The organism is Acinetobacter larvae (assembly GCF_001704115.1).
GTDB classification, from domain to species: domain Bacteria; phylum Pseudomonadota; class Gammaproteobacteria; order Pseudomonadales; family Moraxellaceae; genus Acinetobacter; species Acinetobacter larvae.
This window is the reverse complement of sequence record NZ_CP016895.1, coordinates 1,806,593-1,824,750: the sequence shown is the minus strand read 5'-3', so window position 1 is coordinate 1,824,750 and position 18,158 is coordinate 1,806,593. Positions and strand designations below refer to the sequence as shown.

11 protein-coding genes and 3 pseudogenes are annotated in these 18,158 nt (G+C 41.5%); 6 read left to right on the top strand and 8 right to left on the bottom strand.

Translation table 11 applies throughout. The features are described from left to right. Positions 1-43 precede the first annotated feature (43 nt). Together BFG52_RS08365 and BFG52_RS08360 are read right to left on the bottom strand one after the other, a co-directional pair. On the bottom strand, positions 44-1,114 hold the full coding sequence (locus BFG52_RS08365; RefSeq protein ID WP_157758086.1) for a FecR family protein: 1,071 nt from the start codon (positions 1,112-1,114) through the stop codon (positions 44-46). Between the two features lie 20 nt (positions 1,115-1,134). Further along, entirely contained in the window at positions 1,135-1,671 is a 537-nt protein-coding gene (locus BFG52_RS08360) for a sigma-70 family RNA polymerase sigma factor (protein ID WP_067559329.1), read from the bottom strand. A gap of 193 nt (positions 1,672-1,864) precedes the next feature. Here BFG52_RS08360 and hutC point away from each other — a divergent pair, with 193 nt between their 5' ends. Beyond that, the gene (gene hutC, locus BFG52_RS08355) at positions 1,865-2,617 is read left to right on the top strand and encodes a histidine utilization repressor (protein ID WP_067554650.1); all 753 of its coding nucleotides are present in this window, start codon (positions 1,865-1,867) and stop codon (positions 2,615-2,617) included. Positions 2,618-2,681: 64 nt separating this feature from the next. Here hutC and hutG read toward each other — a convergent pair whose 3' ends face one another. The 5 genes from hutG to hutU all read right to left on the bottom strand — a co-directional run bounded on the left by hutG (position 2,682) and on the right by hutU (position 10,057). Then, on the bottom strand, positions 2,682-3,701 hold the full coding sequence (hutG, locus tag BFG52_RS08350; RefSeq protein ID WP_067554647.1) for a formimidoylglutamase: 1,020 nt from the start codon (positions 3,699-3,701) through the stop codon (positions 2,682-2,684). 126 nt (positions 3,702-3,827) lie between these two features. Continuing rightward, the gene (gene hutI / locus BFG52_RS08345) at positions 3,828-5,042 is read right to left on the bottom strand and encodes an imidazolonepropionase (RefSeq protein WP_067554644.1); all 1,215 of its coding nucleotides are present in this window, start codon (positions 5,040-5,042) and stop codon (positions 3,828-3,830) included. A gap of 153 nt (positions 5,043-5,195) precedes the next feature. Next, positions 5,196-6,623 (bottom strand): amino acid permease, encoded by a 1,428-nt coding sequence (locus BFG52_RS08340; RefSeq protein WP_067554641.1) that lies wholly within the window; start codon positions 6,621-6,623, stop codon positions 5,196-5,198. Positions 6,624-6,719: 96 nt separating this feature from the next. Next, a complete protein-coding gene (gene hutH / locus BFG52_RS08335; RefSeq protein ID WP_067554638.1) occupies positions 6,720-8,261 on the bottom strand; it encodes a histidine ammonia-lyase in 1,542 nt (513 codons plus the stop codon). A gap of 119 nt (positions 8,262-8,380) precedes the next feature. Next, positions 8,381-10,057 carry a urocanate hydratase gene (hutU, locus tag BFG52_RS08330; RefSeq protein ID WP_067554635.1) on the bottom strand — a complete coding sequence of 559 codons (1,677 nt, stop codon included), beginning with the start codon at positions 10,055-10,057 and terminating at the stop codon, positions 8,381-8,383. A 329-nt stretch (positions 10,058-10,386) separates the two neighbouring features. Here hutU and BFG52_RS17485 point away from each other — a divergent pair. The 4 genes and pseudogenes from BFG52_RS17485 to BFG52_RS08315 all read left to right on the top strand — a co-directional run. Continuing rightward, positions 10,387-10,672 (top strand): annotated as a pseudogene (locus tag BFG52_RS17485) (serine O-acetyltransferase EpsC); the annotation flags it as partial. A gap of 65 nt (positions 10,673-10,737) precedes the next feature. After that, a pseudogene (gene epsC, locus BFG52_RS17480) lies at positions 10,738-11,328 on the top strand (serine O-acetyltransferase EpsC); the annotation flags it as partial. A gap of 276 nt (positions 11,329-11,604) precedes the next feature. After that, a complete protein-coding gene (locus tag BFG52_RS08320; RefSeq protein WP_067554628.1) occupies positions 11,605-12,537 on the top strand; it encodes a family 2A encapsulin nanocompartment shell protein in 933 nt (310 codons plus the stop codon). 304 nt (positions 12,538-12,841) lie between these two features. After that, positions 12,842-14,284: pseudogene (locus BFG52_RS08315) on the top strand (SufS family cysteine desulfurase); the annotation flags it as partial. Positions 14,285-14,375: 91 nt separating this feature from the next. On the opposite strand, the gene BFG52_RS08310 reads toward BFG52_RS08315, so the two are convergent. Next, on the bottom strand, positions 14,376-15,437 hold the full coding sequence (locus BFG52_RS08310; RefSeq protein WP_067554625.1) for a 3-deoxy-7-phosphoheptulonate synthase: 1,062 nt from the start codon (positions 15,435-15,437) through the stop codon (positions 14,376-14,378). 620 nt (positions 15,438-16,057) lie between these two features. Between BFG52_RS08310 and BFG52_RS08305 the strand changes: the two genes are divergently transcribed. Next, a complete protein-coding gene (locus BFG52_RS08305) occupies positions 16,058-17,962 on the top strand; it encodes an acyltransferase family protein (RefSeq protein ID WP_067554622.1) in 1,905 nt (634 codons plus the stop codon). Positions 17,963-18,158 lie beyond the last annotated feature (196 nt).

Here is an 18,158-nt window from a genome sequence, read left to right as displayed (position 1 = left end):
GGAACCTATTTTTTGATTTTTTTTGATTTTTTTTTGATTAATTTTAATTTTGTGTAGCTGTGGTATCGGGATTGGCTATATCTACCCAATACACATAATTTGCAATGTGTTTTACCGTTAATTGCGGCAATGCCTGTTGTAAAAGCTGCATAGCATTGGCACTGTGATTTAATGGCACCACCGCTGTAACACGTATTTTTGCCATTTTTTTGCGGTCATAATAAATCTTGCCACGATGGTGCTGATCTAATTCAGCTAAAACATCGAGTAAAGGTCGTTCTTCTGCAACCAATGTCTGTTTATTCCACTGATAGCGAATATTTTCAACATCAACATTGGGCAAAGTTTGAATGCCAGAAGCGGTTAAATACGCACGTTGTCCCACAATCAATTGTTTTTGCTGTAAGCGGTTTTGATCGAGCTGCTGTGTATTTGAACGCAATAATACTTTCGATTCCAACATGATTAAATCGGTATGATCTGCCGCATAATGCACACTAAACTGAGTGCCTAAAGCACGGATTGAACCCTGTTCGACTTGTACGCTAAATGGCCGTGTTGGGTCTGCTGCGACGTGGACTAAAATATCACCCTGAATCAGTTGAATCACACGTTGCTGTTTGGAATAATCCACATTAAAGGCAGTTTTATTTTTTAAAGTAATCTGCGTCCCATCGGCTAAAATTTCTGTGCGCCATTCTCCAGTATTACTGTGTATATCTGCCAATAAATAACCTGGTGAATTCTGCTGGAGATAAAGTGCAATGGGTAACATGCCTAGCAGTGCGAACACACCATATTTAATGCGTTGTCTGCCTTTGCCCGTTTTATTATTTTTATGCGCATTTTGAAATAAAGGCTGCATAATTTTTTTATGTGCTATCGATTGCTGCTGTAATAACAGCATTTGGGCAAAGCTCTCTTCAATTTTTTCAGCAATATGCACATCATCTGGATGTTGTAACTTCCATTGTTGATAGGCGTGTTCAGCTTGTTGTCGTGCTTGTCCCTGTTCACCATGAATTTGAATCAGCCAATCTGAAATCATTTCAACGATCAAGGCATCTTGCACATGATCTAACTGTGGCTGTTGCTCAGAAGCGTGTTTATTCAAATCATGGTCCAATATGCCCGTTAAGCGTTGATGAATTCTAATTGGCAACGGATGTCATAACAAGCCATTAAACACTGTGATAAATATTTTTGAATCATTTTGGTCGATACACCAAGTTGCTGAGCAATTTCCACATAGGTATAACCATCTAAAAAATGTGCCACAAAAGCCAAACGGGCTTTGTCAGAAACTTTTTTTAAGGCCAAGCTTAATTGCTCAATCGCTTGTAATAACATCATGCTGTGCTCTAAAGAATTTTGCTCAAGTAATAACTGCTGTACTTGTTGTAATTCCGATAAATAATGTGCTTCGAATTGTTCTCTTTTAAAACGGTTAATTAAAATATTTTTCGCCGTAGTGGTTAAAAAAGCACGAGGCTCCTTTATCTCAAATAAGCACTGATGCGATTGTAAAATCTTGGTAAAAGTATCCTGCGCAATATCTTCTGCATTGTGCATATTACCGGTTTTTTTGCGTAACCATAAATAGAGCCACTGATAATGTTCTTGATACAGTAATGCCAGCGGCAGTGTGGTGTTGTGACCATCAATTGTCAATTTAACAGCCCAATGCAATATAGTGTGATCAAAATATATTAATGCAATTAATAATGATTATCAATTTTAAGTTTGCTATTTAGCCCTACTGAGCCAGTGTCGCAAAATGCATCTAGTTTATCTGCCACTTGTATATACAGGTTATTATAGAATGCGTAGAATAAGAATCTTGGCAAGAAATGGGAATTTAAACATGTGTTCTGCAAAAAATAACTTAACTGAGCAGCTGAGTTTCGACAGCAATAGTCCGACACCCATTTATATGCAAGTTAAGCTCTTAATTACAAATAAAATTAAAGATGGTACTTGGACGGTCAACACCAAGATTCCATCGGAAAGTGAGTTGGTAAAATCTCTAGGCTGTAGTCGTATGACCATTAACCGGGCACTGCGAGAACTCACTGCTGAAGGCGTCTTACTGCGCGTGCAAGGGATAGGCTCATTTGTCGCCGAAGAAAAACGCCATACCGCACTATTTGAAATTAATAATATTGCAGATGAAATTCTAGCGCGTCAGCAACAACATCATGCCCAAGTTGTAGTCTTAGAAAAAATAGCAGCAGATAGCCATCAAGCATTAACCCTGCAAATACGTGAAGGTCAGGATATTTATCATTCGATTATTGTCCATTATGAAAATGCTATTCCTGTTCAGATTGAAGATCGTTTGATCAATGCCACGATTATCCCCGATTATTTACAACAGGATTTTAGCAGCCTAACGCCGCATGCTTATTTAATGTCTATCGCCCCGATGACCGAGGGTGAGCATATTGTCAAAGCCATTGTCGCCTCTGCTCAAGAATGTAAATGGTTAAAAATTACCAAAAATGAACCTTGTTTATTTATTCAACGGCGTACTTGGTCAAACCAGCATATCGTTTCCAGCGCACGTTTAATCTACCCCGGTAGTCGTTATCAGCTTGAAGGCAAATTTAATGCTTAAATTGCAGCAATAGCAATGCCTTCAAGCAGTGATAGCATCGGTTTAGCGACTATTGTCATATCATTTAAGTCGTCACAGTGCCAGATATTGCAGCATGCGTTACGGCAGTATTTAAATACTCGAAAATAATATAAGCGGCCAGTTTGGCAGTACGTTGGTCTATATCAAAAACAGGATTGCATTCGGCAATATCTAAAATACGCACTTTGCCACTACGTAGAATCCATGCAAATAGTTGTTCAAAATCACCGAGTGTAATTCCTCTCCATGCAGGCGCACTAACCCCCGGTGCAATGCTGGCAGCAAATACATCTAAATCTACCGTAATATAAAGATAATCGACCTGATCGATAAACTGCTGCAACTGCGCCAATAACTGTGGCATATTGGCGCTATGAATCTGTTGATCATAAATATAGTGACACTTTAACTGATCGGCTGTTTCAAATAATATCTTGGTATTGGCATGTTTCCCCACACCAATACAAAGATAATGAAAGTCCTGCTGATACTGCTGACAACGCTGTGCTGCTTGTAAAAAAGGTGTGCCCGACGTGGCAACATCATGCTGGCGTAAATCAAAATGCGCGTCAAAATTAATAATACCCATGTGTTTCTGTGGCTCATTTTGCTGTAGATAATCAAATAATCCACAAAAACTGGCAAAACCAAGCTCATGCCCGCCCCCCAATACAATGGGCATTTCCCCTTGCGTCAAGATCTGTGTTAAACGCTCGGCCAATGCCTGTTGAGCTTGTTCTAACTGCTGTCCCTGACAGTAGATATCGCCGTCATCACGCAATTGCAAGGCATGATGGACAGGTAAATTTGCCAATTGCTGGCGAATATAATGGGGAGCTGTGGCGGCGCCAATACGCCCATGATTGCGTCTTACCCCTTCATCACTACAAAAACCCAGCAACACATAAGCATTAGACTCTGTGTGCCTAGCCCGCTCTTGCACTGCTGTTGTCGTTGTTTGATGAATAATCTGGTGTAAACGTAACTGTGACGCTTGTTCGCCATCATGACGACCTTTCCACTCAAAGCGTTGTGCCCTTGGTGGGGAAGCATTTTCTGGCATATCAACCTCCTCTAGCATCTCAAGCTCTCACTATAAAAATATCGATTCATTCAAAGCATTTATTCGTTAAAAGCATTTATTCACTTAAAACATCGATTGGTTATATTGGTTATTTTGCTGCGCAAACTACAGTGAACTGGCTGAACGTTCTTCCCCATGATAAATCACCCGTTTATTTAAATCGCCACCCAGCCAATACACTATCTCGGCCGGATGGTCGATATCCCAAGCAATAAAATCGGCAAACTTACCCACTTCTAAACTGCCATGGCTGTCTTGCAAGCCCAAAGCCTGAGCCGCATGGAGCGTGACTCCAGCTAAGACTTGTTCTGGTGTTAACTTAAATAAAGTACTGGCCATATTCATAATTAAACGAATCGATAGCACAGGTGAAGTCCCTGGGTTTAAATCTGTTGAGAGCGCAATCTTGACCCCATGGCGCTGCAACGCGGCGATATCTGGTAATTTACTTTCTCTTAAAAAATAAAATGCACCAGGTAGCAACACCGCGACTGTTCCTGCTTTAGCCATCGCCTGCGCATCTTGTTCGGTTAAATATTCCAGATGATCGGCAGACAATGCCTGATAACGCGCAGCAAGACTAGCACCATGTTGTGCTGACAGTTGTTCAGCGTGAATTTTAACTGGCAGTCCCAATGCCTGCGCACAAGCAAAAACACGTTGTACCTGAGATGGGCTAAAAGCCAAATGTTCGCAAAAAGCATCCACCGCATCGATCAAGCCCTCGGCATGTAAACGCGGCAGCATCTCTTGGCAGACCATTGCAATATAATCATCGGCACGATGCTGATATTCGGGGGGTAATGCATGAGCAGCCAAACAAGTCGCCTGAATATCAACCGCCAGATCGGCAGCCAATTGACGAATCACGCGTAGCATTTTTGCCTCATTGTCTAAATCTAAACCATAACCAGATTTGATTTCTAAGGCGGTCACCCCTTCATTTAAAAGTTGGATAATACGTTTACGGGCAGATTGATACAGTTCTGCTGCGCTGGCTGCTCGTGTCGCCCGCACCGTACTGGCAATGCCACCCCCTTGGGCAGCAATTTCGGCATAACTCATCCCCTCTAAGCGCTGTTCAAACTCGATACTGCGATTGCCGCCAAAAACACTATGGGTATGACAATCGATCAACCCCGGTGTAACCCAAGCACCAGCTAAATCAATCCACTGTGCCTCAGCCATGCCGGTCAATGCAGCAGATTCACCAATCCAAACAATACGCTGTTGATGACTCACAATCGCAGCATGGTGAATCATATGATAATGACCATCTTGCATGGTGACGACATGACAGTTATGCCAAATTTTTTGCATCGACGATACTCCCAATAACGCTCAAAAGCGATCTCTAAGCCTAATCATTAAGCCCATAAGACCTATAAAATAAATAACGTAAAATCAATAATATATAACCAGAAACATATAATCAAAAAACATAAAATCAATAAGCAACGGCTATACTTAGTTTTATGGTTGTGGGTCAATGGATGTTTGTTCTAGCATCACTTTATTGTCATCTTTAATGCTTTGTTGCGGTTTAATCCAGATCAAATAAGCAATGCCAAGTAATGCCAACCAGCTTAGTCCAACATAGATTGCAGGTCTTGATTCAGGGAAATAACCCATCATGCAGAGGATAAACAGCATAAAGCAGATGGCAAATGCAGGGAGTAGCGGCCAACCTATCACAGGAAAATCTAAGTTTTTAATTTCTTGTGCAGATAATTGACGGCGCATTGCCACCTGAGAGCATAAAATCATCAACCACACCCAAACCGTTGCAAAAGTAGCAATCGAGGCAATAATCACAAAGATATTTTTGGGAATAAAATAGTTTAAGGCTACGCCCAGTAATAACACGGACATCATGACCACGACCGTCATCCATGGCACACCATTTTTAGATAGCTTGGTAAAAATACGTGGTGCTTGCCCCTGTTGCGCCATCCCATATAACATCCGTCCCGCGCCAAATACATCACTGTTAATGGCAGATATAGCAGCGCTAATCACCACGATATTTAAAATTGTTGCAGCAGATGTTATGCCTAAGTTTTGGAAAATTTGTACAAAGGGACTGCCTTGTGTGCCGATTTGATTCCAAGGAAAAATCGACATCAAAATAAAAATGGTACCGACATAAAATAATAAAATCCGCATGGGTACTGCATTGATTGCTTTGGGAATAGTCTGTTTGGGATGTTGTGATTCACCAGCAGTAATCCCAATAATTTCAATACCACCAAAAGCAAATACCACCACGGATAAACAGGCAATTAATCCGCCTATGCCATTGGGCATAAAGCCATCATGAATCCAAAGATTGGAAATTCCAGCACTAAAGCCGCCCTCGGCAGTATTGCCCGTTTGAAAACCATAGAGCATCAGTGCAAAGCCACCAAGAATCATGGCAACAATTGCCATCACTTTGATAATCGACAACCAGAATTCTAACTCGCCAAAGACTTTCACATGGATGAGATTAATGGCACCTAAAAAGAAGATCAGTGACATAATCCAAATCCAACGATCGACTTCGGGATACCAAAAACCCATATAGATTGAAAATGCGGTAACATCCGCCAAAGCGACTATGATCATTTCAAAAACATAGGTCCATCCAGTGCTAAAGCCTGCAAAACGACCTAAATATTGCGATGCATAATGGCTAAAAGATCCTGAGATTGGATTGCGAACCGACATTTCCCCCAAAGCTCGCATAACGATATAAATTGCAATCCCTGCGATCAGATATGCGATCAATACTGAAGGACCCGCCATTTGTATGGCCGTCGCAGAGCCATAAAATAACCCCGTACCGATGGCAGAGCCTAACGCTAAAAAACGAATGTGGCGTGTGTTTAAGCCACGTTGTAATGTATTATTCTGTGACATTTCATTCTCCAATCCATGAAGAGTTCTAAAATATCAGTCACGTCTTGTGACTGAATAGCAGTGATAACTGTCTAAAATAGAGCAAAAACAGGGGCATCAACCATCCTGTAGCAGACTGGGCAGTAAATCAGGAATAAGCAGTGTATTGAGTTGACCACTGGCCAAAATTTGACTGGCTTCAGCAATATCTGGTGCAAAAAAGCGGTCTTCACTGTAATAAGGCACTTTGTCGCGTAAAATCTGCCGTGCTTGTTCTAACTTACTGGAACTTTTTAGCCCCGTTCTAAAATCTAAACCTTGACATGCCCCTAGCCATTCCACAGCCAAAATACCACGTACATTTTCAGCCATAGCCCATAACCGTTTACCCGCATTGGGAGCCATAGAAACATGATCTTCCTGATTGGCAGAGGTGGGTAAACTGTCAACACTGGCAGGATGAGCCAAAGCTTTGTTGTCACTTGCCAATGCTGCTGCGGTCACCTGTGCAATCATAAAACCTGAATTGACACCGCCGTTATCGACCAAAAATGGCGGCAGCTGTGACATATGACGGTCCATCATCATCGAGATCCGACGCTCAGATAAGGCACCTATTTCAGCCAATGCTAAAGCTAAGTTATCTGCTGCCATCGCTACAGGTTCAGCATGAAAATTACCACCAGAGATAACATCGCCTTGCTCTGCAAACACCAAAGGATTATCAGAAACAGCATTGGCTTCTATGGCTAACACTTCAGCAGCCTGACGAATTTGTGTCAGGCATGCACCCATCACTTGTGGCTGACAACGTAAAGAGTATGGATCTTGTACCTTGCTACAGTTTTGGTGGGAAAGAGAAATTTCGCTGTCCGTGCTTAATAGATCTCGATACGCCCTTGCTACATCAATTTGTCCATGTTGCCCACGAACAGCATGAACGCGCTCATCAAAGGGAGAACGTGATCCCAACATGGCTTCCACACTTAAAGCACCACAAACAGTGGCTGCGGCAAATAAATCTTCTGCTTCAAATAAGCCACGTAATGCATAAGCGGTTGATACTTGCGTACCATTTAATAGTGCCAAACCTTCTTTGGCCGCCAGTGCAATGGGGGCTAAACCAGCAATTTTGAGTGCGTCTTTGGCATCTAACCATTCTCCGCGATAACGTGCTTTACTTTCACCAAGGAGTAATAAAGACATGTGGGCCAAAGGGGCTAAATCACCCGAAGCACCGACTGAACCTTTGAGCGGAATATGTGGATAGACTTCAGCATTTACTAAGGTCAGCAACATGTCGATCACTTGACGGCGTATACCAGAATAACCACGTGCCAAGCTATTTGCTTTGAGCAGCATAATTAAACGGACCATATTGTCATCCAAAGCCTCTCCTACACCTGCCGCATGTGAGAGCACCAAGGAGCGTTGTAATTTTTCTAGATCATGATTGGCTATTTTAGTCGATGCCAATAGCCCAAAACCGGTATTGATACCGTAGGCTGTACGACCTTCTTGAATAATATTTTCAACACAGGTCACACTGGCTTCAATCGCAGCGCTGGCACTGTCGTCCAATTGCACTGTAACCGGATGAAAATAAACTTGGCGTAATGCTGCAAGTGTTAATTTACCGGGTTGCATCAGTAATTCCATTTCTGCTTCCTTTATGTGTTCTATTCGCTATGATTGATGTTGTCTATTGATGCGATCCCGTAGCTGAAGCACCGTGCCGCGCTTTGGCACTTCTCTGGTACGGGTTGCGTTAGCTGGGTTTATCGGGTAATCATCGGCAAATGTAAATCTTGTTCATGGGCGCAATTGATGGCAATGTCATATCCAGCATCGGCATGACGCATAACACCTGTTGCTGGGTCATTGGTGAGTACTCGTGCAATACGCGCCGCTGCTTCATCCGTACCGTCACAAACAATCACGACCCCTGAATGCTGTGAGAATCCCATGCCAACGCCACCACCATGATGTAAAGAGACCCACGTTGCGCCACCCGCAGTATTTAATAAGGCATTTAACAGCGGCCAATCTGAAACAGCATCCGAACCATCCTGCATTGCCTCGGTCTCTCGGTTAGGACTTGCCACAGAACCTGAGTCTAAATGGTCTCGCCCAATCACAATGGGAGCAGAGAGTTCACCGCTACGGACCATTTCATTAAACGCTAGCCCCAGTTTGGCGCGTAAGCCTAAACCCACCCAACAAATCCGTGCGGGTAAACCCTGAAAACGAATCCGTTCACGTGCCATATCTAACCAATGGTGTAAATGTGTATCATCGGGAATCAGTTCTTTTACTTTGGCATCCGTTTTATAAATATCTTCTGGATCACCAGACAGTGCCACCCAACGAAATGGTCCAATGCCACGGCAAAACAGCGGTCGAATATAGGCAGGTACAAAGCCGGGGAAATCAAAAGCATTTTCCACACCTTCTTCTTGCGCCATCTGACGAATATTATTGCCATAATCAAAAGTGGGGATTCCCATTTTTTGAAAATCTAGCATGGCCTGCACATGTACAGCCATAGATTGCTTTGCTGCTTTTACTACCGCATTGGGCTCGGTCTGTGCACGGTCTTTATAGTCTTGCCATGTCCATCCTATGGGCAAATAACCATTTAAGGGATCATGTGCACTGGTTTGATCGGTCACCATATCTGGGCGCACACCACGGCGTACCAATTCGGGTAAAATTTCTGCTGCATTACCGTGCAAAGCAATCGATACCGCTTTTTTCTCTGTGGTATATTTGGCTATACGTGCCAAGGCATCATCTAAATCCGTTGCTTGTTCATCGACATATTGAGTACGTAAACGGAAATCTATACTGGCTTGTTGACATTCTATATTGAGAGAACAAGCACCTGCCAAGGTTGCAGCCAAAGGCTGTGCACCCCCCATCCCTCCGAGTCCTGCGGTCAAAACCCAGCGACCGGCTAAATCGCCTTGATAATGCTGACGTCCAGCTTCAACAAAAGTCTCATATGTACCCTGTACAATGCCCTGACTGCCAATATAAATCCATGAACCTGCGGTCATTTGACCATACATCGCCAGACCTTGTGCATCTAAGGCATTAAAATGTTTCCAGTTTGCCCAATGGGGTACCAAATTAGAATTGGCAATTAAGACGCGTGGTGCATCTGTGTGGGTTTTAAAAACACCAACCGGTTTGCCGGACTGCACCAATAGCGTTTCATCATTGGCTAGATGCCGCAGTGTTTCTATAATTTTATCGAAACACTCCCAATTGCGTGCCGCACGACCTATGCCGCCATAGACCACCAATTCTTTCGGGTTTTCAGCAACATCAGGATCTAAATTGTTCATTAACATCCGTAGTGGTGCTTCTGTTAACCAACTTTTAGCACTGAGCGTCGTCCCGCGTGGCGCACGAATCTCTGTATCACGAAATTTTGTTGTTTGATCTAACATGGTGGGCTCCTTCCATTGAATATTTAAGCGAGGGCTTGATTATCCTTGTCTATATTTACATCTACCTGTATATACATCTATATACTACACAAAAAATTATTGTTGAAAAGAGTTGAACGCAGTTTTTTTTCATTTTTGTGAAATATACGAGTGCAATAAAAGAAAATGCCTTGCTTAGCAGATTTAAAACTGTAATCAACGCAATAAGCGGCTTATTTATGAAGCAATTCAGCGTTAAATTGCTTCGGCTTGTCAATATTGCTTCTCTTTGTGTTAAAAATATTTTTAAAATAGCGATTTATGCTCAATCATGTACTCAAGGAGGCAACATGGCACAATGGGACATACAACATGTCATGCTGGATCTGAAGCAAGCCAGACAAGACTGGCGCAAGTCACAACAACGCTTGCGTGAAATGGGCGGAAGAGAGTTGCCATCCAAACAACAACTAAAAAATATACTCAATCAACTCTGCGGTATTTTATTTCCGATGCGTCTGGGACCAGCCGATTTACGTCAGGAAACAGAGGATCATTATATTGCTTATAGCTTAGATCGTGTACTCAGTGATCTATTACAGCAAGTAAAACTGACGTTGGCATATCGGCAAAAATACCATCAAGCCATTGATACTGGCACAGTATCTCAGAGTGATTGGCAAAACAATCTCTCACGGCATGCAGAAGATATCGTACAAGATTTTGCCAATAACCTAGCAAAAATCCGCCGTTTAATTGATGCAGATGTGGCTGCTGCCTACCGTGGTGATCCGGCTGCACATAGTGTCGATGAAGTTTTATTATGCTATCCCGGCATTTTTGCCATGATTTATCATCGTATTTCCCACCAGTTATATCCTGATGTACCCCTATTGTCGCGCGTGATTTCAGAACTTGCTCATTCGGCTACCGGCATCGATATTCATCCTGGTGCTCAGATTGGTCAAGGCTGCTTTATCGACCATGGTACAGGCGTGGTGATTGGTGAAACATGTATTATTGGCGAACGAGTCAGGATTTATCAAGCCGTGACTTTGGGGGCGAAACGTTTTGAGCTGACAGAAGCTGGGCAACTCAAAAAAGATTATGCCCGTCATCCGATTATTGAAAATGATGTGGTGATTTATGCTGGAGCAACTTTATTGGGTCGAATTACCATTGGTGAAGGTTCAACTATTGGCGGTAATGTATGGTTGACCCATAGTGTTCCTGCCAATAGTTCCATTATGCAATCACCTACTGCGTCACAACAAAAATCAAAAAGCACATGAATTAATCAAAAGATTTTTAGATGGTAAATAATATTTATCCTGTTTAACGCGCTGGTACTAAACGTTATTTACCTATAAAAATCATTCAACATATTAAATAAATTAACCATATAAACAAATACTTAAAAAATATATACCCGCACGACACGCCTGAAGATTCAAGGCAAGCGGTTTTTCTTGATGTGTTTTCTTCCTACACTAACGCTGCAAAAGCAACAACGCACATAACAAACAACGCTTCTCCATTGAGAAAATAAAAACAACAGGTACAGTGCTATGACAACATATAACGATAAAAGCCAACATTCACTTGGTGATCATGCCGCACGGCAATTGGCAAATGCCACAAAAACGGTACCGCAATTATCTAGTATTAGCCCGCGTTGGTTAACGCAGCTTTTACAATGGATTCCGGTTGAAGCTGGTATTTATCGGGTCAACCAAGTTTGTAATACCGAAGATATCCAAGTTGCTTGTACACAACGTGATGAAGCCACGCTACCGCAAACTTTTGTAAATTATGATAGCCAACCGCGCGAATATTTTTTAAATGGTGTATCGACGGTACTGGACATTCACACCCGTGTTGCCGATTTATATAGTAGCCCACACGATCAAATCAAAGAACAATTACGTTTGACCATTGAAACCATCAAAGAACGGCAAGAAAGTGAGCTCATTAATAACCCAGAATATGGTTTATTAGCCAGCGTAGCAGATCAACAGCGCCTAAGCACTTTGCATGGTGCACCTACACCAGATGATTTAGACGACTTATTACGTTTAGTTTGGAAGGAACCTGGTTTTTTTCTAGCACATCCCCATGCGATTGCTGCTTTTGGTCGTGAATGTACACGCCGTGGTGTACCACCACCAACAGTCAGTTTATTTGGCTCACAATTTATCACTTGGCGCGGTGTACCATTGATCCCAACCAATAAAATCCCTGTAGAAGACGGTAAAACAAAGATTTTACTGCTTCGGGTCGGTGAAAAACGTCAAGGTATCGTCGGTCTTTTCCAGCCAGGACTTGCTGGTGAACAATCACCGGGTTTATCGGTGCGCTTTATGGGCATCAACCGCAATGCCATTGCTTCATATTTAATTTCATTATATTGCTCTTTGGCGGTTTTAACCGAAGATGCTTTAGCTGTTTTAGATGATGTGGAGGTCGATAAATATCATGACTATCCAACAAACTATCGTTAAGTCGCCTGAAATGGATGCTACCGATATGCAAGCCAGTCGTAGATCCCATCATGCCGCCGCCCCAAGCATCGCTGACGAAGATTTTTTAAATCGCATGGCGGATGCTTTTTTTGCAGCATTGTCGCCCGCCGCACTACACGATGCTCAGGCAATTGATCAGCATAACCTATCAGAGCACGTGGCAGCAGCAACACAGACTACGCCACACTATGCAATTGATCGGCTCGAAAGCAATGCTCCACCACGCATTGATCAGTCTAGACATAGCCCTTTTTATCAACGCTTACTCAATACCACTGCGCCAAATAGCTTACAGCCTGATTTGCCCATTGATGCACTGGAGGCAAATGCTTCGCCGCAGCACCAAGCGCATTCTATTGATGCATCAGCAAGGGATTATTATTTTCTTTTTGATCAGGAGCATTTACAGCCAACAACTGCTACTCATTCAAGCCATACAGAAAAACCAGATGTCATCACAGCAGACCGATTTGCACAGACCACAGCCAATGGCTTGGTTTTTGAGCAAATTCGCCGTGATTTCCCCATCTTGCAACAAAAAGTAAATGGTCATGCATTGATCTGGCTCGACAGCGCAGCAACCACCCAAAAACCACAAGCGGTGATAGATCGTCTAGTTTATTTTTATCAGAATGAAAATTCTAATATTCACCGTGCGGCACATCAGCTGGCTGCACGCGCTACCGATGCTTATGAACATGCTCGACAAGTTGTGGCGGATTTTATTCACGCAGCATCTACCGATAATATTGTTTTTGTTCGTGGTACTACGGAGGCGATTAATTTAGTTGCCAAAAGCTGGGGTGTTCACAATATTGGCGCGGGAGATGAAATTATAATTTCCCATTTAGAACATCATGCCAATATCGTGCCGTGGTATCAGCTTTGCCAGCAGCAAGGTGCAGTACTGCGAGTCATTCCTGTCGATGATACTGGGCAAATCGATCTCATCGCACTTGCTAAATTAATGAATAGCAGAACCAAACTTTTAGCCATTACACAAGTGTCAAATGCTTTGGGAACGATTACCCCCATACAGCAAGTCATTGAGATGGCACATCAACAGCATATTCCTGTTTTGGTCGATGCGGCGCAATCCATTGCCCATATGCCGACAGATGTACAAGCCTTAGATGCAGATTTTCTAGTCTTTTCAGGGCACAAAGTCTTTGGTCCAACCGGTATAGGAGTACTTTATGCCAAAACAGCAATTTTAGAGAGTATGCCAGTATGGGAAGGTGGTGGCAATATGATTGCCGATGTTCGTTTTGAACATGTGATCTATCAAGATCCTCCCAATAAGTTTGAAGCTGGTACAGGCAATATTGCAGATGCGGTTGGACTGGCAGCAGCCTTAAACTATATTCAAAAAATTGGCTTACAGCATATTGCGCAGTATGAACATGAATTATTGCAGTATAGTTTACAACGTTTGCAAACGGTGCCCAGTCTACGCTTGATCGGTAACCCACAACACAGAGCCAGTGTGATGTCTTTTGTGATGACTGACTATAGCCCTGAACAAATAGGTCGATGTTTAAATGAACAGGGTATCGCCGTTCGTGCAGGTCATCATTGCGCACAGCCGATACTCAGACGTTTTGGGGTCGAGAAAACCGTACGCCCTTCTATTGCTTTTTATAATCAACATGATGAGATCAATCAAATGGTCGATGTATTGCAACATTTACATCGACAACGCCATCAAGAGCGCTCTTCATTTTAAGTATTAAATCAATGCGTAGATCAACATATGGGCTATTAAAACTTAATTTTAATAGCCCATAAAATCTAAACCCAGAATCAGGACAACGATGCTAGCCCAAGATAGACAGCTTATGATGATCTTGTTGTGCCAGTAACGCTGACATTTCTGTTAATAACGTCGCCGTTTTTTCCCAGCCCAAACAACCATCGGTAATCGACTGACCGTAGCACATCTGATCTGATATTTTTTGCTGACCGTCTACCAAATGACTTTCAAGCATAACGCCTTTAACCTGAGTCAGATGACGTTCAGCAATAATCTGTGCCAGAATTTGCGGTTGTTTTAAAGGGTCTTTGCCACTATTACCATGGCTACAATCAATGACCAAAGCAGGTAGTTGACCTTGGTGTTGCTGTTTTAGTTGAGCAATACTGTGCGCATCATAGTTGGTGCCATGATTGGCGCCACGTAAAATGAGATGTGCTGCGGGGTTACCGACACTGGTTAAAATACTCGGTAAGCCATTTTGGCTCATTCCCAAAAAATGATGGCTATTAGATGCTGACTGTATAGCATCCAAGGCAATCTGAACAGAACCATCGGTGCCATTTTTAAAACCAATGCTATAAGGCATTAAACTGGCAATTTCACGATGGATTTGTGATTCACTGGTTCGCGCACCAATCGCCCCCCAAGCAATCAGATCATCAAAATATGCTGTCGCCATTGGATTTAACACTTCCGTTGCGAGCGGCAAACCCAATTCAATCAATTGTAAATAAAGCTGACGTGATCGAGATAGACCATGTTGTAGATTGGCAGAACCATCTAAATCTGGATCGTATAAGAACCCCTTCCAACCGACTGTGGTCCGTGGTTTTTCGATATAAGCGCGCATGACCAATAACATTTGATCTGCAACTTGGCTTTGCAGTTGTTTTAATCTTTCTGCATATTCGAGCACTGCAATGGGGTCATGAACTGAACATGGTCCAACAATAACCAATAAACGATGGTCTTTCCCAGTTAATATTTGATGAATATGATGTCTTTGTTGTGCAATATGTTGTTGCTGTATCGCCGTTAATGGTAATTGCGTTTTAAGTTGTTGTGGCGAACTGAGTTGTACTTCTTTAGTCTGTTTTGTTAATAAGTGTTGAATAGCATTCATAGGTCTTTTCCTTTGGGCAATAGCATCTGCCCGATCTTTTATTTGAGCATTCTGGGTCTATGCGAGAGTTTAGAAAGTGTCTTACGGTATGAAGACCAATAAAACTGACCAAAATAAGCAAAATATAATGTACCCATGACGAACTCCAATATTGAGTAGTTTAAATGACGATTGTTACAGCAAAAAAAAACCTGACCGAAGTTGCCGATCAGGTATAAAATTGATGGGCAACTTCTACATTGCCCAGAACACGCTTAGGCAACCTATTAAAAGTATTGCCAAAAATAATAACGGTTTGTGGTTAAAATTTGCTGTAACATGTCTATTGTCTAAAAATGAAAGCTTAGAAAACACAATACGCACTGTTTTCTCGTTTGACAAGTACTTTCTTGCATTAATTATAAAAAATTGTAGTCACGCAAATAAGAATATTGCAACTCGCTATTTTTAGCATGGTGAGTGAGCGCCGTATTAGATCAGTAGATTGGCATTTCTCACCCTACCCAACTCAATAGCAAGTAATTGTATTTACATAAAAAATTCATCAACTTACATTGAGTCGAATTGAATTAAAATATAAAAAAAATTAGAATGCATTTTTTGAAAACTGTAATCTGCATATGCACTTTCGGTATGATATAAACGGCTTAAGAGCATATGCTGTTTTATTTGTTGTCTTATTTCACTTCGGTATTGGTGGTTTCGGCGCTGGCTTTATTGGTGTTGATATTTTCTTTGTCATTTCTGGTTATTTAATGACAAAAATTATTATGCAGGGTCTCGAAGCACAACGTTTTTCATTGCTACGCTTTTATAGCAATCGCGGAATACGCATCATTCCAGCTTTGGTGGTACTATGTATAGCGTTATTATTCTACGGTTGGTTTTTTCTCATTGCCAGCGAGTATCAAACGCTCGCTAAAGATATTATAAGCAGTCTTAGCTTTAGTTCTAATATCTTTTATTGGCTCAATGCTGGTTATTTTGACAGTTCTTCACATCAAAAATTATTATTACATAGCTGGTCACTATCCGTAGAATGGCAGTTTTATCTATTATTACCCATATTCACGCTGCTAGCTTATCGCTATTTTCAACAAAAATTACTTTGGCTATATGTTTTAGTTTTTGCGCTATCATTATGTACAGCACAATATTTAGCTTATGCTCAACCTGATGCTGCATATTATTTACTGCCAAGCCGAGCTTGGGAAATGATTCTAGGTGGGATTGTTTATTTTCTGCCAAAATATCGTTTGCATACAACACAACAAATCGCTTTAGAATCTTTAGGGATCATACTGATTGTCATTGCCTTATGCAGTTTTGATCAAACCACACCATGGGCAAGTTGTTATAGCCTGATTCCGACATTCGCAGCAGCCTGTATTTTATATGCTCAAAGACAAAACTCATATTGGACCAATAACTTTTTTTGCCAATTTTTGGGGGCTAGCTCCTATTCAATCTATTTATGGCACTGGCCGATTGTCGCGATATTAAACCAACAACAATTACAACATAATGGCTATTATATCTTTGCTGGTTTGCTAAGTTCTATTCTTTTAGGCTATTTATCTGCACATTATATTGAAAATAATTTAGGCAACGCTCTAAAGCGTTTAAATGATTTAAAAATAAACTTAATCATAATAGCCAGCTGTGGCAGTATTATATTGCTCAGTATTGTTATTTATTATAGTCATGGCGCCAACACTGTATTACGTCCAGCAACAAAGAGTGCCAAAGCGCAGTTTATCGAAAAGTATAAAAACTTACACCAAAACCTTGATGATGCCTATTGGTTAAAATGTGATGCCTACTTTAATCTAAATAAAAATGGTCAAAATAAAATTGACCCGAGTTGTATTCAAGCACACTCAACTACTCACAGTATATTTTTATGGGGTGACTCACATGCACAAGCACTATCTTTAGGGCTAAGACAGGCTTTTCCACAACAAGCCTTTTATCAAGTCACGTCCTCAGGCTGTAAAGCCAGTTTGACACCTTCCGCAATGCGAGGAGAATTTAAACAAGCCTGTGATTATGCCAATAAGCAAGCCATAGAAAGTATTCAAACGCTTAAACCGTATCGTGTGGTGATTGCTCAGCAAAATTTACATCACCAAAATGATTGGTCGGCTTTGATTAAACAACTAAAAAATTTAGGTGTACAACGGATTAGTATTATTGGGGCTGTACCACAATGGCAACCGTCTTTGCCTGAAATCGTTGCCAAAGACTTAACAAAAACTTTAACTCAGGTCGAGTTAAGCAATACTGGACTGATGCAAAGCATTATAAAAGATGATGCGCAAGCCAAACAAATTGTTGATGCACTCGCTGAACCACAGGTGCAATATATCTCCTTAATCAGTCAAATGTGCTATCAAGACCAGCAGCAATTCGCCTGTCGTTTTCAGGATGGTCATGGTGAGTTATTACAAGTCGATTATGGTCATTTAAGCCCGATTGGATCTAATTATGTTGTTGAACATTATATTAAAAAATTACTAAATTGAGTTTTTGTATGATATGGGATATTGGTGTGTTGGTCTCAACTTAGTTCTAAATTTGCTTAGGCTATTTTAAAAATATCAGCAAAAATGTCAGTAAAAGTTCAATTGTTAAACATAACCTGAGTTCGACATAAAAAAGTAGAAAAAAAGCCTTAATGTTTGTAACTTATTGGTTCTTAAGACAAAAGTTAAAACACAA